Raw genomic sequence first — 19,976 nt, 5'->3', positions numbered from 1 at the left:
CTTGCCGGTGTAGGTGAGAGTGCAACAGGGCGCTGGTAGTGTAGTGGTATCACGTGACCTTGCCATGGTCACAACCTGGGTTCAAATCCCAGCCAGCGCATTTACACTGAATCAAACCGACGAGCGGAGCGAGTCGCGTATTCAGTGAAAATCGTCCCTGGATTTGAATCAGACCGAGGTTCTGTGAGCGTAGCGAACAGGTTCTCGGGCGTGGTTCAAATCCCAGCCAGCGCGTTTTCACCGCCCAACATCGACGAGCGAAGCGAGTCGCGCCTCGAGTCAACTCGAGCACGGGGTCGGTGTGACGCCATCGAGCCAGGCATTGGAGTTTACGCACTCCCGAATCGGCGTTTTCTTGGCAAATTCCCATACATATTGAGTATTTTTTACATATATTTTGCACTTACGTCCGATATATATGCCCAATCCAAAATATATCGGCAACATTAGTTTATACCAGGTCGTGATATTCATGGGATCGAATGGCACGCGAAACCAGAGCAGGTCGATATCACGGACTGGATGATACATTTGAACTGGGACAACGGCAGTGGTGGGAACCGGCTCGTAGAACGAAGCCGATACCCGATCGTGGCGGATTCGCTCGAGCGCGGGTAACGCCGTCGATGAGAGGAGGAGATTGGTCGTGGACTGTCCGTCGAGATGCCGGTTCTTTCAACGACGAGTGTGACGATGGCAGTTTCCAAGCGTGAGTCGTCTAGCGATTCGTGTCCGCTCGAAAACGATCGACGGCGGATGATTTACGAGACCGTCGAGGCCGAGCCCGGTCTCTGTCTCTCCGCCGTGAGCGAGCAAAGCGGCGTCGCACTCTCGACCGTTCGCTATCACGTCCGCGTTCTCGAAGACGAGAACGTGATCCAATCGGTCACAGTCTGTGGGAAACGACGATATTTTCCGTTCAGTCAGGACGACCTCGAGTTGCGAAGCGTCCTCTTCGAACCGGCAAAGCGACGGGTGCTCGAGGCGCTGGCGACGCTGGGTCCGACGCACAACGCTCGCCTCGCTACCGCACTCGAGTGCGACTCGAGTACGGTTTCACATCATCTCTCGATGCTCGAAGACGCCGGGTTCGTCGTTCGCGAGCGTGACGGCCGGACGGTCGTCAACGAACTCGCTCCTACCGTCGAGTCCGTAATATTCGAGGACGGGGCGAATCACGGGTCGGACGAGTCCGAGTCGCGACTCGAGACTGAAGCCGCGTAACCGTCTGCGAAGCGTAGCCGTCTCGACGGCTGATTCGATCGGTATCCGGACTCCGAGAAGACTCCTGGATGCGTTTGTCAATACCATTTTTATCATGATTATTGTTGACCGCGATAGGTCCGCTGGACCACCCTGCACACGAACTATGATGGAACACGAACACGGCGCGGACGACACGCACGAAGCCGAGGCAACCTTCGATACCGTACCAATCAACCGACGCGACTTCGTACGACTCTCTGCTGCACTGGGTGGCGTTCTGGCCTTGCCAGGCAACGCTATCGCTGACCTCGAAGACTCGGCGATGACCGACGAGTACGAGTACGTCGTCAATCACACGCCTGACGACTACGCCGTCGCGACGCTCATCCAGTTCGAGGACGAGTCGGGGATCGACGACCTGCTCGGGCTCGACCTCGAGGTCGAAATCGACGAAGACTGGATTCTCGAGGAGCCGCCCGCAGCCTACGCGCAACTCACGACGGCGGAGGTCGAGGAGGTACTCGAGATTCCAACCGCTGAAGAATTGAGTTACACGCCCGGATCGAACCCGTTCTGGCGACTGGGGTACTATCCTCTCGGCGTCTTCCCGGCCCCGCACCGCGCCGTCGACTTCATCGACTACGAGCAGATGATCAGCGGGATGGAGTACCTCGAGTCCGAGCACGCAGAGCGGCTCAACTTCTACGCCCTCGCGGACGCGGAGAACCCGCACGACGTCGAGTTCGGGACGAGTCCCGGCCACCACAACCGACTCACCGACCGGTACGATCCGAAGGACCTCCACGTCGCCGAAATCACGAACGACATCGACGAGATTCGCGGGACTAAGGAGTTCGAGAACCGTCAAAAGGTGATGTTCGAGGCCTCGATGCACGGCCTCGAGCGCGCTGGCCCCGAGGCGTGTTATCGGTTCATCGAGCGAGTACTCACCGGACGCGAGCAGGAGTTCGAGCGACTGCTGGACGACTGCGTGTTGATCATCCTCTCGTGTAATCCCGACGGCTGGGTGGCCCGCAGCCCGCAGTACGATAGCGGCTGGCAGACCGGGGGACCAGGTGCGACCCATCCACGGCTACCCGCGGCGCCACTCCACGAGCGAGGGAACGCCGAAGTGTACGACACGAACCGGCAGTACCCCACCGTCGGGTGGATCGATCCGTCTCACCACCCTGGCGAACCGGACGAGAGCCGCTGGGCGGAGGACAATCCACACGATATCATCGACAAGGTTCCCGACGCGATGGGCGTCGTCGAGCACTTCCGTGGGTACGAAAACCTCACTCACGGCGCCGACCTCCACGCGATGTTCTGGAACTCGGACTTCATTCTGGGACTCATCAACCAGATCGAGTACACCCAGGACGAGTTCCACGACCTCTACGAGATGAACCGGACCCTCGAGACGAACCTCGAGGAGGCGATGGACGACTGGGAGACGCTCGCCGAGGTCCAGGAGGAAGCCACCGGTAAGTTCAACCCCGAGGTCCTCATGCCCACGCTGCCGGAGACGGCGTACGACTACTCGACCATCTGGGACACGATCGGCTACACGATCACCGGCGGACTCATCGGCTTCATGGGCGCCAGTGAGGACCTGGGCGGCCTCGACGTGACGACGATGGCGTTCGAGATGGCCTACAGCCACATGATCGGGGGGAACGTGTACAATCCCGAGTTAGCCGACAAGTGGGTGACGGGCTACATTGCGGCAATGAAGACGATGACCGACTACGCGCTCCGCGACGTCGACTCCGAGGTCGTCACCCGGGACGGCGAACCCACGGAGATCGCCTACGTGACGACCGACGAACTCACGCGTTCGTCGGACGACCTCTCGTTCCTGCAGGATGACGATACTGATAGCGGCGGAACCGAACTCGCCAGCACCGAGCACGATCTCATCGTCGACGCCGAATCCACCGAGACGCTGACGTTCGACGTCGCCGACGGTCTACACACGCTATCGGTACACGCACACGCACCGTACGGCCTCGTCGACGTCGTGCTCCGCGGTCCGAACGGGAACGAGGTCCGCTCGTATCGTCCCTCGACGTTCAACGGCGATCGACATCACCACATCCCGCCGATGGTCGTGAAAGAGCCGGCGGCCGGCGAGTGGACGCTCGACGTCGAGAGCCTGATGGCCGAGGAAGCGACGGAACTCCACGCTCACGTCGGGACGCTGCAGTCGGAGGCCGACAACCCGGACCCTCGAGACGCGCTCGGCTTCGAGCAACAGGAGTACGAGGTGACGCCGCTGGCGTTCTTCGACGACTTCGAGGCGGAGAACGAACTGCTCACTACGGTCGCGCTCACGCCCGAAGAGGTGGCCGAATCGGGGGTCGACGCTGACCACCTCGTCGTCGTCCACGACGACCGCGGCGACGACCCCGAGGGCTACGCCGCAGCGATCGACGACTTCGTCGAGTCCGGCGGTAACCTCGTGGTAACCGACACGGGCCTCCACCTGCTCGCAGACCTGGAGACCGCACCCGGCATCGCCGAGGGCGACGTCGTCGACGAGACGTTCGGCGTCAGTCACCTCGAGGAGAAAGACGAGGAACACCCGCTGCTCACCGACACCCGTCCGATCCAGCGGATGACGTGGAAGGTAGCACCGCTCGGCTACCCGTACGCGAACGACGCGCCGATGACGCTGATCGACGCGGACGCCTTCGAGACGTCCGGCGGAACCGTCGCCGGGACGACCGACGACCTAGTGAGTTGCGGTTCGATCTTCACCGACAGCGACGGGTGGCGTGGTATCCACGCGATCGGTGGACTCTTTCCCCCGGCCAGCCAGCAGGAACTGCACCCCTTCGGGCTGAAGAACTACGTCCTCTCGTACTTCGGGTTCACCGTCCTCGTCAACGCGCTCGGCATGGAGCAGCGACGGTTCGTGGACGGCGAGATCGTCCGGACGGTCGGCGACCGCGAGCAGGGCCCGCGGTTCGCGGTCGACGGCGAGCGCGAGGATTCGGGCTCGGTGTTCACCGGCGGGCAAACGAATCGCACCGAACTGGACGTCGAGGCCACCGAACCGGTTCTGGTCCGTGACACGGTGCCGGAAGACTGGACAGTCGACGAGGGGTACGGCGACGTCGAGGCGACGACGCCGGCGTTGAACGGTGGCACGCACGTCTACTTCGGCCTCGAGGACGCCCAATCGGCCTACGAGAACCTCACGCACTTCGTAGAGGCCCCCGACGACCTGCTCGACACTGGTGAGTACACGTTCGGACCGATCGCTGTCTCGCGTGACACCGGCGACGACGGGACGCTCACCGACCGCGAGTGGATTCTGCTCGGTGGTACCGACCGCGACGTAACTGTCGTCGCAGAGGACGTCTGATCGTGACGGAAACGGGCCGCTCGCGCGTGCTTCGGCGCGCCGCCGGTTCCTGATTCTCGCCGGCGTGACGGGTACCGCCGTGGTTACCCGAACCCTTCGGCTACGACTGAAGATGGCGGGCTCGTCGATGAGCTCGAGACGCGTACTCCTCTCGAGGGATCGGTCAGTTCGAGAGGTCAAACTCGCACGACCGCCTTCGGTACGTTCAGCGATAGTATTATCTCCGGATGCAGCGAGTATGTCCCTATGACTTCGAGAGACGAAGAGAATGGGTCCGGACGAGCTCCCGGAATGGGGATGTCGATCGGACTCGTACTCGGCGTCGCCATTGGCGTCGCGATGAACGAGTTGGCTATCGGTATTGCGCTCGGGATCGTCCTCGGTGCGGGCATGGATGCCGGCTGGCCGGAAAGTCAGCAGTCGTAGATCTTCCATCGGCTCGAGTGGCAACAGCAGCGACCAGAACCACCTCGCGCTCCAGGGACGAGGTTCGCCGTTACCTGTCGACCCGTCACCGATGGCCGAGCCTCGAGCCACCGTAGGAAACAGTCTCCATCGACGGTCTCTCGGCTCGTCGTGACGGTCGTCTCCGTCGCCGAAAAGCTTCTTTTGCGTAGCAGGGGTGCGACGTGTACGCGCGCCGTCGAGCGCCGAGACGTGCCCAGCGAGGGATTCCATGAACGACCAATCGACACACCAGCGGGAGCGAATTCCGCCCGATTTCGACCACGTCAGAAGAGACTTCGTCGACGAGAACCGGGTCGCCGAGTTACTCGAGGAGTACACCATCGGCCGAGACGACCACATGAACGCGCCCGCGTTCGTGATTCGCCCCGATCAGGTCCAGGAGGCGCTCACGACCTTACGCGAGGAGGCGGGGTTCGATCACCTCTCGCTGATCACGCCCCAGGAGTACGAGGACCGCTACGAGTCGAACATCCACCTGACGAAGTACGACCGGCGGACGCACGAGGTGACGCTGGTGGTTCCCCTTCCGAAAGACGATCCGGTCTGTCAGAGCGCCGAACCCGTCTTCCGCACCGCGGACTGGCACGAGCGCGAGGCGTTCGACCTGGTCGGCATCCGGTACGACGACCACCCCGACCTTCGTCGAATACTCCTGCCCGAGACGTGGCAAGGCCACCCGCTCTCGCTGGACTACGACCAGGACAAGCCCCAGGTCGTCGACCTGGCGGCGCATGCCAACCCGCTCCAGCCCGACCACCACGACGCGGACACTGACACGATGTTCCTGAACGTCGGGCCCCATCACCCGGCCACCCACGGCGTCCTCCACCTGGAAACCGTCCTCGACGGGGAGTCAGTCGTCGGCGTCGATCCCGACATCGGCTACCTCCACCGCTGCGAGGAGCAGATGTGCCAGCAGGGCACCTACCGCTACCAGATCATCCCGTACTCGAACCGGTGGCACTACACGTCGAACCTCCCCAACGAGTGGGCCGTCGCCCGCGCCATCGAGGATCTCGCGGACCTCGAGGTCCCCGAGTATGCGCAGGTGTTGCGGACGATGACGACCGAACTCGGTCGGATGCTGGGTCACTTCCTCGCCGTCGGCACGTTCGCCCTCGACGTGTACGGCGATTTCACGGCCATCTTCCAGTACGCCTTCCGCGACCGCGAGGTCGTTCAGGACATCTTAGAGGACCTCACCGGCCAGCGGATGATGTTCTACTACTTCCGCCTGGGTGGAGTCGCCTGGGATCTGCCCGAACCCCGCGAGGATTTCATCGAGAAGACGCGGACCTTCCTCGACGGACTCCCGCGGAAGATGAACGAGTACGGCGCCCTCCTCACGAGCAACGAGGTCTACCAGATCCGGACCGTCGACACCGGCATCCTCGAGCCGGAGGTGGCGAAGGACTACGGCTGCACCGGACCCGTCGCGAGGGGGTCGGGCGTCGACTACGACCTCCGGCGGGACGACCCGTACGGCTACTACCCGGAACTGGAGTGGGACGTCGTCACCGAGGACGGCTGTGACAACTTTTCGCGCGTGCTCGTACGCTTGGACGAGGTCGAGGAGAGCGCCAAGATCGTCGAACAGTGTCTGGACCTGATCGAGGACTGGCCCAAGGACGAGCGAACTGTACAGAGCAACGTCCCTCGGACGCTCAAACCGCCGGCGGACACGGAGACCTACCGGGCGGTCGAGAGCGCCACGGGCGAACTCGGCGTCTACGTCCGGTCGGACGGCTCGAACTCGCCGGCCCGGTTCAAGATCCGGAGCCCGTGTTTCCACAACCTCTCCGCGTTACCGGAGATGGCCGAAGGGGAGTACGTCGCGGACATGATCGCCACGCTGGGCAGCCTCGACATCGTGCTCGGGAGCGTCGACAGGTGACGGGTCCACGAGAAACGATGCCGCGGGCGCGGTGGCTGCACTTTCAACCCGTTGATCGATGGGGACAATCGTCGCGAGTACAGGTAGAGGGATTTCGATGACGCAATCTGGAACCGTCGAACACCGATCCGCGAAGACCGGTTCGACCGCAATCGATCGACCCTTCTGGACGCGCCTCGCGAGCATCGTCGCCGGCGGCGCGCTCCTGGCGATCGGGCTGAGGAAACGTTCGCTCGGCGGAGCGATAGCCGCGGGCGTCGGCGCCCTGCTCTGTTATCGGGGTCTCGCGGCGCGCGACAGGAGGGGAGCCACTCTCGAATCGGAACCGCTCGAGTCGGAACCGGACGGCGATCGGAGACCCGATGCGCGGTTCTCCGGCGCGGCCCCGGCGGTGGAGCGTTCGATCACGATCGACCGATCGCCGGAAGAACTTTTCGAGCGGTGGCGCGACCCCGACACCGTAACGAGGGTTCTCGGGCCGGTCGTCGACGTCACCGCGGACGATCCGGGCGTCTGGACGTGGCGAATCGTCGGGCCGTTCGATCGGCAGTGGACCTGGAAGACGGAGGTCGTCGAATCGGAGCCCGGTACGTTTATCGGCTGGGAGTCACACGACGACGCGGCGATCCCGAGCTGGGGAACCGTTCGGTTCCGGTCCGAGCCCACGGACCGCGGAACGGTCGTCACGCTCGATCTGAACTTCGACCCGGCCGGCGGGGCGCTCGGTGACGCGGCGTTGAACCGCGTCGGGATCGTTCCCGCCACGCTCGTGACGAAGGCCCTTCGGCGATTCAAGGCCCTCGTCGAGACGGGCGAGATTCCCACGCTCGAGCGAAATCCCTCCGCGCGCGGCTACGGTGATCTGGTATGAGTATGAGAGCACTCTGTTGGCACGACGTGAACGACCTGCGGGTGAACGACGTTCCGGAGCCCGAGATCGTCAACCCGCGGGACGTCGTGCTCCGGGTGACGAAGACGACGGCCTGTGGCTCGGACCTCCACTTCATCGACGGCTACCTGCCGACCATGCGCGAAGGCGACGTCATCGGCCACGAATTCATGGGCGAGGTGGCGGAGGTCGGGTCGAGCGTGTCGAGTTTCGAGCGAGGCGACCGGGTCGTCGTCCCGTCGTTCATCGGCTGCGGGAACTGCGGGTACTGCGCGGACGATCTCTGGTCGCTCTGTGACAACACGAACCCGAACCCGGAACTGCAGGAACCGATCCTGGGTGACGTGACCGCCGGCATCTACGGATACACGCACGCCTTCGGCGGATACGCCGGCTCCCACGCCGAGTTCGTTCGCGTCCCGCACGCCGACGAGAACTGCTTTCACGTACCCGACGAACTGGACGACGAGCAGGCGCTGTTCGCCTCCGACGCGTGGGCGACCGGCTACATGGGCGCCGACTTCTGTGACATCGAAGACGGGGACACGGTCGCCGTGTGGGGCTGCGGCGGCGTCGGGCTGATGGCCCAGCAGAGCGCGAAACTCATGGGCGCCGAACGCGTGATCGCGATCGATCGGTTTCCCGAACGGCTACGGCTCGCGCGAACTGAGGCCGGCGCCGAGACCGTCGACTACACCGACGTCGACAGCGTCGTCGACGAACTCGACGCTCGAACCGGTGGTCGCGGCCCCGACGCGTGTATCGACGCCGTCGGGATGGAGGCTCACGGTACGGGCGTCGCTCACGCCTACGACCGGCTCAAACAACGACTCAAACTCCACACCGACCGGGGGGAGGCGCTCCGACAGGCCATCGTCGCCTGTCGCAAGGGCGGAACCCTCTCGATCCTCGGGGTCTACGGACTGATGGACAAGTTCCCCCTGGGAATCGTCATGAACAAGGGGCTCACCGTCCGAACCGCCCAGCAACACGGCCAACGCTACGTCCCGCGGCTGCTCGAACACGCTGCCGAGGGCGAGATGGACCCGTCGTATTTGGCGACACACGAACTCTCCCTCGAGGACGCACCTCGCGGGTACGAACTGTTCAAGCACAAGAAAGACGGGTGCGTGCGACCGGTCTTCACCCCCTGAGCATCCGGACTACGTTTCGCCGTCGGATTCGTTGCCGTTGGTTTCGTTGCTATCGGTTCCGTCGTCAGTTTCGTTACCGCCATCTCCGTCGCCCTCGTCTTCGTCCTCGTCCTCGTCGATAGGTTCGTCCTGGGTGTCCTCGGTCGCCTCCTCGTCCGCCTCCTGTTCGTCAGCCCCGTCCTCGGGTACCGAGATGTCGTCTCCCTCGCCCGGTGACACGATCCTCATGACGACCCCCGTGTCGCCCGACGGGACCCCCTCCCGGTTCGCGAGGACGTAGACGTTGCCGTCGCCGTCCTGGCCGAACTGCCGAACGAAGTAGGGGAACGAGCCGTCGTCTGTCCCCGAGACCTGGAGTTCTTCCATCTCCCAGAGTTCGTCGCGGGGTATGGCCTCGACGTCCTCCTCCCCGCCGTCAGCATCGTCGCTCGAGTTGGTATCCGCCGTTTCGTCGTCGTCCGAACCCCCGTCGTCGTCCGAATCGTCGCCGGTAGGCTCTGACGCCGCGAGGAGTCGACCCGCCGGCGCCTGGCGCGCCGGATCGGCCGTCCAGTCGCCGAAGACGTACTTCCCCTGCAACTCCTCGACCTGGTCGGCCTCGTACACGTGGCCGCCGATGATCGTGATTCCGACCGTATCGCCCTCGTACACGTGGGGGTACTCGACGATCGGATCCTGCAGTTCCTGGCCGTTGTACGGCGGTTCGTCGGGAGCGGCGTCCGGACAGTCTGCGGGCGGATCGCTCGGGCTATCCGTACTGAAGCAGTGGGTCCCCTCCTTGACGTTCCAGCCGTAGTTGCCGCCGGCTTCGACGAGGTTCGCCTCCTCGTAGAGGTCCTGCCCGGCGTCGGAGACGAACAGTCGCCCGTCGCTGTCGAACGAGATGCCGAACGGGTTCCGGAACCCCCACGCGTAGTACTCGTCGATGGCATCGTCCACGTCGACCAGGGGGTTGTCGTCCGGGACGGCGTAGGGCTCGTCGCCTTCCGCATCGACGTCGATTCTATGGATGCCGCCGAGGAGGGTGTCGGTGACGTTCTGGCCGTTTCCGCCCGCGTTCTCGTCGTACCAGTCCTCGAGGTGGCCCTCCATGTCGTCGTTCGCACCGCCGCCGTCGCCCATCGGGACGTACAGGTAGCCGTCGGGTCCGAAGGCCATCGGGCCTGCGTCGTGGTTGTACTGTGGTTTCTGGAACTCCAGGAGGACGGTCTCCGAGTCCGGGTCGGCTTCGCTCCGGTCGCTCGACGCGTGGAACTCAGAGATGACTTCGACGTGACTCCAGCCATCGGGCGTCTCGTCGTTCGGCGGCGCGCTGTAGTGAACGAAGAAGCGACAGTTCTCGGCGAAATTCGGGTGGACTTCCACGCCGAGGAGGCCCCGTTCGTCGTAGTCCTGGTTCGGATCGGCGTACGATCCTTCGAACGTTCCGAGTTCGACCAGCCGGTCGCTCACGTCGAGGAACGGTTCTTCCCGGCGTCCGTCGCCGTCGACGAGCCAGAGTTCGCCCGTTTGATCGGCGACGAGGTACTGGTCCTGGTCCTGGTCCTGTTCTTGGCCCCCACCGATCACGGCAAAATCCGTCGGCGCCGTCATCCCCTCTGCAACCGACTGGAGCCCGATTTCGGCCCCCGAATCGAAGAACGCTGGCACCTCGCCGTCTTCCGACTCGTCGCCGGTTTCGTCGTCGGTTTCACCGCCGACCGAGACCTCCCCACGCATCGTCCCCGCGTGCGGTTCGCAGTAGTACTCCGCCATCTCGCTCGTCGCCTCGAACTCGAGCGTCTGGGTCTCCCCCTCTTCAGCGAGGAGTTCCGTGCGCTCGAGTTCCTCACCCTCGCCATCGACGATGACGATGTTGTGCGCCTGGCCGTCGAGGTTCTCCCACGTGAGTTCGTACGTCGTCCCCTCCTCGAGTTCCAGCGTCGGGTTGGTTTCGCCTTCGATTTCGTCTGGGGCGATTCCTTGCCAGCCGCTGGTCTCGCCCCCGAGTTCGATCGTCTCGCTCTCCTGGGCGAGCACCGAGTTGCCGACTACGGCGAGGCTGCCCGCGGCGGCGGTCGCTTGCAGCAGTCGTCGCCGCGTGGTCGGCCACCAACGGGAGCTCTCGGTTCCCGCGGAATCGTACGGACGGGTCGGTCGCTCGTCGCCTGGCTGTTCGCTCATAACGCTCGAGACGGCAAGGGACGAATGGATAAACGCCACCAATCGTTCCCGTACTTTTCTCGCTCAATCGGCTGTTGTTCCTGTACTGTGCTCCTCGCACAGGCGGATGCAGACGTAACGTCGAGTTACTCGATGCCGTCGTCGAATCCGCTCCGTCGCGACCGACCTCTCGATCGATCCTTCTGCCGATCGTATTGCACCACTTCTCGCCTCCAGAACGAGCGAAACAGCGCGTTTACCGAAGTACATCGAGTAGACCATCGACGCTGGAGAGCCATCGCCGTGACTGGGGTCACGGTCGGTGGCCGCCCGCACTCCCCGCGTGACGGGCGAAGCAGCGGAGAAGAGAATATAAACGTGGCTCGAGCACGTTGACGTCACACGAGTGAACGTAGATGTCCAGTGATCTCTCCATCCAGACGACGCACGTCGGAAGTCTTCCCCGGTCGGACGCCCTCCGCGAAGTGTTGCGACGCGACGACGATTCGCGTTCGGAGACGTTCGAGACCGCCGTCGGCGAGGCGATCCGCGACGTGGTTCGCAAACAGGCCGAAGTAGGAATCGACGTCGCGAACGACGGCGAACAGAGTCGGCTCGCGTACTCGGTCGACGTGACGAACCGCCTCTCCGGGTACTCGGATCGGTTCGCCGAGCGCGACCTGCCGGCCGACCTGGAGGAGTATCCCGAATTCGCCGAACACGCGCTGGGAGACATCGATAACATCGGCGGACCGATCGCGACGGGTCCCATCGAGTACGTCGGCGAGGAGGCCCTCGAGCGTGACCTGGCTCGTTTCGACGAGGCAGTCGAGGAGACGGGCGTCTCCTTCAGCGATCGATTCCACACCGCGCCGTCGCCAGGGGCCGTGCTTAGGTTCACCGACTCGACGTACCACGACTCGAATGAGGAGTACATCTTCGACCTCGCGGAGTCGCTCCGGACCGAGTACGAGATTATCGTCGACAGCGGCGCACAGTTGCAGATCGACGCGCCGGAACTGCTCGCCGGGTTCACGATCACCTACAAGGACGCCTCGACCGAGGAGTTCCGCGACCAGGTCGAAACCTACGTGGAGGCGATCAACGTCGCGCTCGGCGACGTCCCGTCCGACCGCGTTCGACTCCACGCCTGCTGGGGGAACTACCCGGGTCCCCACCACCACGACGTGGCGCTTGGCGACGTTATCGACAAATTCTACGAGGCCGACGTTTCGGGACTGGTCGTCGAAGGCGCGAACCCTCGACACAACCACGAGTATCGAACCATCGCGGAACATCCGCTCCCCGACGACTGGACGCTCGTTCCCGGCGTAATCGACGTGAAGACGAACGTCGTCGAGCACCCCGAGGTCGTCGCGGACCGGCTCGAGCGGTTCGCCGAGAGCGTCGGCGATCCGTCGCGTATAGTCGCCGGATGCGACTGTGGCTTCGAGACGGTGATGACCGCGAACCTCGTTTATCCGGCGCTCGTCTGGAAGAAGCTCGAGTCGCTGGTCCAGGGTGCGGAACTCGCCTCGAATCGGCTCGCGTGAACGGCCTGGGCCATTGGAGACGTCTCCGGACAATTGCCGACTCCCGAACGAAACGGATGCGTCGAAAGAACCAGACGAACGCACTCCCTCGAGCAACCGCCGGATGACATCGACGTAACCAGGTGAAACCGGTGTTCGCGAAAGTATATCGGATTCACGCCCGAATATCTAACAGAACATCGTGACAGCCACCAGCCGGATCGACGACCGACGAACATCGCTCGCCGCCGACGAGGATTCCGAATCGCATGACTGACCACCTCCCGGATTCGGCGCGCATCGGTCGCACCGCGCTGACCGTCGCGAACCTCGAGGAGTCGGTCGAGTTCTATCGAGACGTCGTCGGGCTCGTCGTCCGAGCGAACAGCGAGACGGCGGCCACGCTCGGCACCGAGACGGAACCGTTGCTCGAGCTTCACCGAGACGCCGATGCCCCGCCACGAAATCGGAACCAGGCGGGGCTGTTCCACAACGCCTTCGAGGTCACCTCGAGAGCCGCGCTCGGGGCTGCCCTCGAACGGATTCGCGACCGGTGGACACTGAACGGCGCCTCCGACCACTACGTCAGCGAGGCGCTGTACCTCGACGATCCCGACGGAAACGGCGTCGAGATCTATCGCGACCGGCCACGGTCGGCGTGGCCGCGCCGTGACGACGGAACGGTCCGGATCGGTACGATTCCGCTGGATCTCGAGACCCTCCCCGCCGAATCTGACGGAGCGACGACCGTTCCCGACGGGACGACGGTCGGTCACGTCCACCTCGAAACGACCTCGCTCGAGGCCGCTCGCGAGTTCTACGTCGATACACTGGGGTTCGAGGTTCAGACCGAACTCGACAGAGCCCTGTTCGTCTCGGCAGACGGCTATCACCACCACCTGGGCGTGAACGCGTGGGCCGGTCGATCGCAGCCACGACTGGCGGACGGTCGCGGGCTGGCGTGGTTCGAACTCCTCGTTCCGAGCGCGGCGGCCCTCGAGACGATCCGCGACCGGCTGGTCACCACCGACGTCTCCGTAACGGAGCGTGAGAACGGATTCGAGACTACCGATCCAGACGGGATCACGGTTCGCATCGGAATCGCGTGAACCGTCACGAGAATACGTCTTTGCTTGCGGTTCTTCCACACGAAATCGGCACGTATCGGTGCTTACCCCACATGCTTAGGGACCACCTTTAGGCAGGTCTGGAAGAAAGGACGTGTGTGCAGACGTTCAGACCAACGGAGCCCGTCGACATTCTCCTCATCGAGGACAACCCAGGTGACATTCGGCTCACCGAGGAGGCGTTCAAATCGGCTCTGAGCGAGGTGCGCTTTGAGATTGCGACGGACGGCGAAGAAGCCGTTCGATTCTTACACGAGTGTCAACAGGACGACGAACGATCCTTTCCCGATCTGATCTTGCTGGACCTGAATCTCCCCCGACTCGACGGATTCGCGATTCTCGAGATGCTCAAAGACGACTTCGACCACCCGTCTCCACCGGTGCTCGTCCTCTCGAGTTCGACAGCCAGAGAGGACATCGTCAAATCGTACGAACGGGCGGCCAACGCCTATCTGACCAAGCCCGACTCGCCCGACGAGTTCGATACGATGGTGCGAGCAGTCGAGGATTTCTGGATCGAGTCGGTACAGCACCCGCCGATCGAGTCCTGAGGCGGAGAGCCGTCGCCGAGGATCGTCGCGTCCCGGTGCCTCCGACTCGCTGCCGGCGCTAACCGATCGTCGATAGACGCTTCTGATTCACCTCAGAAGAGACACTTCGGAGTAACAGGTTCTGCGCCGTGGTACACAGGGTTACACTCGAGCAGTGTTCACAGTAAAGCGAGAGTCACACTCACGGCTCGAGTTCGACGACGTCGTCGAAGAGATGCGTGAGCGTCGCGATCGTCTCCCTGTCGTGGACCGACGAGTCGACGTGGACGTACGCGACGGCGTCGGCCCGGCGAATCTCCTCGAGGGTCACGTGCAGGAATCGGAAGGTCATCTCGAGACCCTTACGCTCGAGCAGCGGTGTGAGTGATTCGAACCAGAGGATGGGGTGCTGGTGGCGGCTCGAGATTGTGTTCGAGTTCGAGTCCTCGAGTGCACCCTCGCTCTCGTCCCACCGCGAGAGCGCGTCGCCAATCGCGATGCCGATGCCGGTGACGTCCTCGGTACCGACGGTGAGTATGTGCGCTTGAGGGAGTTCCACGGAACTGGTGCCGGCAGCGATCGAGCGGGTGACCTCACCGATCGAGACGATGCCGAACTTGCTCGGGAAGTCGCCGATACGCGACCGCCAGGCGTCCAGGATCGCCTCGGCCGTGTGGGCGCGCGAGACGACGACCGTCGGCCGCTCGTCGTCGGTCTCGCCGGTCGGATCGGGAGTACGGATGCCCTCGACGGTGGTGACGATGTCGGAGGCGTCCATAGAGGGGCTGACGACCAGCACGCTCGAGCCCGGGTCGTACTGATCGAGCGCTGCCGGAGGAGAACGTCCCATAGGAACCCCTCGTCGGTCCTCGTAATAAAGCGCCCGGCCGTGACAGCCCAGGACGGGGTAATATTAACACACCGACCTCCGAGGAATTGGCGGGTTCGTCGATGATGGTTGCCTGATGCCCTGAAGACGCACGCACGTGCAACGTAACCACAACCGGTTACCTCTCGTCCGAATGCACCCTCGAGTTTAAGCGGTTTCGTGCGTAAGTCAGTCGCATGCTCACCGACGACTTCGGGCGCGAGGTTTCCGGGGTACGTATCTCGCTCACCGATCGGTGTAACTTCGACTGTGTCTACTGTCACAACGAGGGACTGGGGGACACGCGGGGGCCAATGGACCCGCGAGAAAACGAGATGGGAACCGACGACGTCGTCCGCTTTCTCGAGGTCGCCGCCGAGTTCGACGTCGAGGCCGTCAAGTTCACCGGTGGCGAACCGATGTTGCGTGACGACCTCGAGGAAATCATCGAGCGAACGCCCGACTCGATGGCCGTCTCGCTGACGACCAACGGGACTTTCCTGCCCGACCGCGCCGAAGCGCTCGTCGACGCCGGACTCGAGCGGGTGAACGTCTCCCAGGACGCCCTCGATCCGGAGGCGTTCGCCGCGGTGACGAAGAGCGGGGCCTACGACCGGGTGATCGAGGGCGTCGAAGCGGCACTCGAGGCCGGACTCGACCCGGTCAAACTCAACATGGTCGTGTTCGAGCACACCGCGGGGTACGTCCCACAGATGGTCGAGCACGTGGCCGAAAACGACGGCCTCCAGTTGCAGTTGATCGAGTACATGCCCGAGTTGACCGGCAAGCCCGAGTGGCACGTCGAGATCGAGCGCGTCCACGACTGGCTGGCCGACCAGGCCGAGGAGATCGAACACCGCGAGATGCACGACCGGAAGCGCTACTGGATCGGCCAGGAGGACGGGGACGGCCGCGGGATGGTCGAGATCGTCGACCCCGTCGAGAATTCGACGTTCTGTGCGAACTGTCACCGCGTCCGCGTCACCCACGAGGGCTACCTCAAGGGCTGTCTCAACCGCAACGACGACCTGCGCCCGATGGGCGAGATGACCAGGGCCGAGATTCGCGAGGCGTTCCGCGAGGTCGTCGCCAATCGCGTGCCCTACTACGGCGAGTACATGGTCCGGAACGAGAGTGGGGAGTGGGAACTCAACGACGAGTACATCGACGTCGGCGCCTGATTCGCGACTCACGGAAGAACGGAATAGGTGCCCTGGCGCAGCCACGAGGACGAACGCTACTTGAGCGCAGCCACGAGGAAGACGACCGCGAGCAACAGCAACACGACGCCGCCGGCGGGTTGTCCGCCGCCGCCGAAGACGTACACGCCGTACCCGAGAGTCGCCGCGGCCAATCCGACCGAGACACTCGAGACGACGTGGACGGCCTCGAGGCGGCGAGTATCGGTCTCTCGCCCGAGTTGCTCACCGAGTTCGACGGCGCTTCGGCCGAGGTCCAGGGCGACGAGGGCGGCGATGGCACCGACGACCGTCACTTCGGGGGGCATTCCCTGCAACCCGCTGAGAACGACGGCGACGAACAGCAACCCGGCGCCGGCGTCGGTCGCGTCGGTGATTCCCCACACCAGACCTGCGGCGAGCGAGGCGGTTCCGACGACAGCGAGGACCGCGCCGGCTGGCGACCCGACGGCGGTCGCTCCGACGACAATCACTGCAGCGAGAGCCGCCCCGAGGCTCGCGATCCGCGTCGGTCGTCTGGTCAACTCCTTCATCGACGACCACCCGCGTTCGCTCGAGCGACCGCCTCGTCGATCGTCTCCGAAGGTTCCCAGTCGATCACGGGGATACCGGCGCGCTGGAGGTCGAATCGCCTGATTCGGCGGGCGACGCGGGCCAGTTGCTGACTGGTCGTCCGTTCGGCCGTCGGGTTCGGACTGATGACGGTGAGCGCGTGGCCCCTGGCGTCCAGGCGGCGAACGATCCGGGCCGCGGCAGCGTCGCACAGCGGACTGAGAAAGACGATCTGGGTCTCGGCGGCGAGTCGGCGACGGATCATCCGCAGCTGTGGTCGCCACTGGGTCTCCTCGCGGGGCGGGTCCGTCGAGAACTGCACGTGGGACGCGAGCGCCTCGCTGAGCCGAATTCGGTGGTGCTGTCCCGACGAGGGGGCGATCCAGCACGTCTCGCGCAAGTTGAGCCGCCGATTGGCTTCCCGGTTGACGGGGCCGAGCGCGGCCAGCCCGACTGTATCCCCGGCGTCGAGCAACGACGCGGCGATCCGACCGGCCGCTTCGACGGACCGATCGATGGCGTGGGCCGCGTCGGGCTGGTGTGCGAGGTAGGAGGCCTTCCGCGCGTCGATCAACACGAGGACACGAGCGGCCCGTTCCTCGTGGAACTCGAGGGTCGCGAGTTCGCCCGACCGGGCGTGTCGATTCCAGTCGATCCGGTTGAGCGGGTCGTTGCGCCGGTACTCGCGAACCGAGTGAAACTGCATCCCCTCCCCCGAGTCGGCGGTCGTCAACTGACCCGAAAACGCCGCGGCGGCGGGCCTGAGCGGGACCGCGGTCGTGAGCGGCTGGAGCGTCGGCTCGGCGACGATAGCCGTCTCCGTCTCGGACTCGGCCGTGAGATACGATTCGCGTTCGCTCGAACGGGAGAGGTCGCGCGTGAGCGCGAGCGCCGGGTCGAACGTGTGTCTACCACGACGAGCCGTGACGGTGTACTCGAGGGTTACCGAGTCGTGGGGGCGAAGCGACGTCCCGAGTCGGGCCGAACCCGACTCGAGTGCGAGCCCCGCGGGAATCCCGTCAACGAAGCGAAGGTCCGGGACGAATCCGCCCGAGTCGTTGGTGATCGTCACCGTCACCGTCACCTCCTCGCCTGGATCCGGGCGGTCGTCGCTGAGCGTGCGCTTGAGGGTGAGGTCGGGGGCCGGGGCGTCCCGAAGGTGGGCGAAGCCGGCGTAGCCGACCCCGACGACGCCGGCGAGAACGGCGCCCGGCGACTGGGCGACGGCACCGACGCCGACGGCGAAGAGCGCGAGGCCGCCGACGCCCGTCCAGTACCCGGTTTCGCGAACCGACCGTTCGACCCGGCCGGTGAACGAGTCCTGGGTCGTCCGTGGGGTGACGTCCTCCAGTTCTTCCGGGTCGTACTGCGGGATCGAGTCGGGCAGTACCTGATCGCCGAGGCCGCCGTACCCGATCACCGCGATCGAGGCCGCCGTTCGCCGGACGTTCTGCCGGAAGGTCGTCTCGCGGTCGAGTCCGGCCACGAGCCGATTTCGGAGGGACGTCTTCGGGGGCTCGAGGTCCGGCGAGAGAAACGCGGCGACGCGTTCGTCGGCCGTCCAGGTGCCCGATTCGATGCGGTCCCGCGCGTCTTCCGTCGAGACCCCATCGAACCGCGTGAGGACCGCCATCGCCGCCTCCCGGAGCCCGTCGACGATGCGTCTCGAGCCGGAGACGAATCCGTAGGAGTCGGTTCGAAACTGGGCGATGGCGCTCGAGAGCGTCCGCCCGGGCACAGGGACGGTCGTCCGGTGTTCGGGGTCGGTCGTCGTCGTCAGGTCGCGCTCGGTGCGGCGACGGCTGAATCCACTCACCGCGACCAGGATTGCCAGCACGCCTATCAGACCAATCAGGCTCTGGCTGACGTTGAAATCGGTCGCGCCGACGAGAACGAGTACGCCGGCGAGAAACACGAATACGCCAACGGCGAGCGGCAAACGGCGGGTCATCTGTCGTCACCTCGATCGTTTCGGCTGGCAGCGTCCGTTTCGCCGTAGGTCGACTCGATCGCTCGCAGGATCGAGACCGCCCGTTCTTCGCGTTCGTCGGTCGTGTCCTCGTGACCGTAGCGAACGGCCTCGAACAGGCCTGTGAGTTCCTCGACGTGGTCGCGCTCGAGGCCCGCATCGACCGCGACGGCCGCGAACTCGCGGGGCGTCGTCGACTCGGGACGGTCGACCTCGAGGAGGTCGGTCATCTCGAGCCAGGCGCGGTAGATCTCGTTGTCGACGCCCGTCGAGGAATCGTCGGCGATTCGATCCGCAGCGCGACCGGCGGCAGCAGCGACCGCCGCCTGTTCGGTGTTTTGCGCGTCCGCCGCGTCCTCGAGTGCCGTGGCGTCATCCGTGGACGTGGACCGCTTGCTCGCGACGAGGCCGCCGACGAAAATCGTCGCGATGACGGCGAGCGCACCGAAGAGCGGGCCGAGATCGAACGAGGTGTCCGTGCTCTGGGCGTCGCTACCGGGACTCCCGCCACCGCCGGAGCTGTTGTTTGGCGGTTCGACCCGGCCGCTCTCGTTCGGGAACTCCGGCGGCGCGCCGACTTCGAGGATGAGATAGACGAGCGCGAGGATGACGAGCGCCGCCAGAACGGCGGCGGCTCCTATCTTGACGAGTTCACGCCGGTAGTTGATCAGGTACCAGACTACCACGAGTGCCGTGATAATTAGTAACGCGTACACGAGGTACTGGAGAAATACCGGTGTCGAGCCCCATACGTCCGCACCTGAATCGGCGTACGGCTCACCTTCTCCTTCGCCCGGCCCTTCGCCGACGCCTTCGCCGGAGCCGACGCCGTCGCTCCCGGGATCGGTGGGCGTGGTGATGGTCGCGGCGACGAGGCCGATCGCGACGATCACGAGGAGGGCAACCGCGAGACGGAGGAGCGTTTCTGTGGAAGGCACCGATTGTCAGTTCGTTGTTCCTAGTTCCTAATAAGTCGTAGCATTTCGATGTGGTAGCACGCGACTCGAGAGCGACGAATCACGGCCTTTCGTTGCCCTTAAGTACTGGCCACGGGAAGTGACGGGTGCAATACG

At 64.4% G+C, this 19,976-nt stretch carries 15 protein-coding genes and 1 tRNA gene; 11 read left to right on the top strand and 5 right to left on the bottom strand.

The genetic code is table 11. The features are described from left to right. Positions 1-29: 29 nt before the first annotated feature. The 7 genes from J1N60_RS09215 (at position 30) to J1N60_RS09185 (ending at position 8,984) form a co-directional block, all read left to right on the top strand. Positions 30-100: transfer RNA gene (locus J1N60_RS09215), tRNA-Gly, on the top strand. A gap of 593 nt (positions 101-693) precedes the next feature. Further along, a complete protein-coding gene (locus J1N60_RS09210) occupies positions 694-1,224 on the top strand; it encodes a winged helix-turn-helix transcriptional regulator (protein ID WP_312912425.1) in 531 nt (176 codons plus the stop codon). A gap of 145 nt (positions 1,225-1,369) precedes the next feature. Continuing rightward, positions 1,370-4,579 (top strand): M14 family metallopeptidase, encoded by a 3,210-nt coding sequence (locus J1N60_RS09205; protein ID WP_312912424.1) that lies wholly within the window; start codon positions 1,370-1,372, stop codon positions 4,577-4,579. Between the two features lie 246 nt (positions 4,580-4,825). Next, positions 4,826-5,005, top strand: coding sequence for a glycine zipper domain-containing protein (locus J1N60_RS09200; RefSeq protein ID WP_312912423.1), 180 nt, complete (start codon positions 4,826-4,828; stop codon positions 5,003-5,005). Positions 5,006-5,255: 250 nt separating this feature from the next. After that, on the top strand, positions 5,256-6,941 hold the full coding sequence (locus tag J1N60_RS09195; protein WP_312912422.1) for an NADH-quinone oxidoreductase subunit D: 1,686 nt from the start codon (positions 5,256-5,258) through the stop codon (positions 6,939-6,941). Between the two features lie 97 nt (positions 6,942-7,038). Next, entirely contained in the window at positions 7,039-7,812 is a 774-nt protein-coding gene (locus tag J1N60_RS09190; protein ID WP_312912421.1) for an SRPBCC family protein, read from the top strand. A gap of 2 nt (positions 7,813-7,814) precedes the next feature. Beyond that, positions 7,815-8,984: a zinc-dependent alcohol dehydrogenase gene (locus tag J1N60_RS09185; protein WP_312912569.1), complete on the top strand. Its 1,170-nt coding sequence runs from the start codon at positions 7,815-7,817 to the stop codon at positions 8,982-8,984. Positions 8,985-8,993: 9 nt separating this feature from the next. Here the strand turns inward: J1N60_RS09185 and J1N60_RS09180 are convergent, their stop codons facing one another. Continuing rightward, complete coding sequence (locus J1N60_RS09180) at positions 8,994-11,147, bottom strand: PQQ-dependent sugar dehydrogenase (protein ID WP_312912420.1); 2,154 nt, start codon at positions 11,145-11,147, stop codon at positions 8,994-8,996. A gap of 395 nt (positions 11,148-11,542) precedes the next feature. Between J1N60_RS09180 and J1N60_RS09175 the strand changes: the two genes are divergently transcribed. From J1N60_RS09175 to J1N60_RS09165, 3 genes are all read left to right on the top strand, one after another. After that, positions 11,543-12,679, top strand: a complete 1,137-nt coding sequence (locus tag J1N60_RS09175) for a cobalamin-independent methionine synthase II family protein (protein WP_312912419.1) — start codon at positions 11,543-11,545, stop codon at positions 12,677-12,679. 248 nt (positions 12,680-12,927) lie between these two features. Next, positions 12,928-13,767, top strand: coding sequence for a VOC family protein (locus J1N60_RS09170; RefSeq protein ID WP_312912418.1), 840 nt, complete (start codon positions 12,928-12,930; stop codon positions 13,765-13,767). A gap of 116 nt (positions 13,768-13,883) precedes the next feature. Next, entirely contained in the window at positions 13,884-14,336 is a 453-nt protein-coding gene (locus J1N60_RS09165) for a response regulator (RefSeq protein ID WP_312912417.1), read from the top strand. 181 nt (positions 14,337-14,517) lie between these two features. On the opposite strand, the gene J1N60_RS09160 is transcribed toward J1N60_RS09165, so the two are convergent. Next, positions 14,518-15,165 carry a DUF7504 family protein gene (locus J1N60_RS09160; RefSeq protein ID WP_312912416.1) on the bottom strand — a complete coding sequence of 216 codons (648 nt, stop codon included), beginning with the start codon at positions 15,163-15,165 and terminating at the stop codon, positions 14,518-14,520. Positions 15,166-15,380: 215 nt separating this feature from the next. Between J1N60_RS09160 and moaA the strand changes: the two genes are divergently transcribed. Continuing rightward, positions 15,381-16,364 (top strand): GTP 3',8-cyclase MoaA, encoded by a 984-nt coding sequence (gene moaA, locus J1N60_RS09155; protein ID WP_312912415.1) that lies wholly within the window; start codon positions 15,381-15,383, stop codon positions 16,362-16,364. Between the two features lie 56 nt (positions 16,365-16,420). Here moaA and J1N60_RS09150 read toward each other — a convergent pair whose 3' ends face one another. The 3 genes from J1N60_RS09150 to J1N60_RS09140 are packed head-to-tail and all read right to left on the bottom strand — an operon-like array spanning position 16,421 to position 19,841. Further along, the gene (locus J1N60_RS09150; RefSeq protein ID WP_312912414.1) at positions 16,421-16,915 is read right to left on the bottom strand and encodes a DUF7519 family protein; all 495 of its coding nucleotides are present in this window, start codon (positions 16,913-16,915) and stop codon (positions 16,421-16,423) included. Beyond that, the gene (locus J1N60_RS09145; protein ID WP_312912413.1) at positions 16,912-18,885 is read right to left on the bottom strand and encodes a DUF58 domain-containing protein; all 1,974 of its coding nucleotides are present in this window, start codon (positions 18,883-18,885) and stop codon (positions 16,912-16,914) included. The genes J1N60_RS09150 and J1N60_RS09145 overlap by 4 nt, the downstream gene beginning before the upstream one ends. After that, a complete protein-coding gene (locus tag J1N60_RS09140; RefSeq protein ID WP_312912412.1) occupies positions 18,882-19,841 on the bottom strand; it encodes a DUF4129 domain-containing protein in 960 nt (319 codons plus the stop codon). The genes J1N60_RS09145 and J1N60_RS09140 overlap by 4 nt, the downstream gene beginning before the upstream one ends. Positions 19,842-19,976 lie beyond the last annotated feature (135 nt).

The sequence above is a fragment of the Natronosalvus caseinilyticus genome, assembly GCF_017357105.1.
In the GTDB taxonomy this organism is placed as follows: Archaea; Halobacteriota; Halobacteria; order Halobacteriales; family Natrialbaceae; genus Natronosalvus; species Natronosalvus caseinilyticus.
Note: the sequence above shows the minus strand (reverse complement) of the source record. Positions and strands in the feature narration are given on the sequence as shown.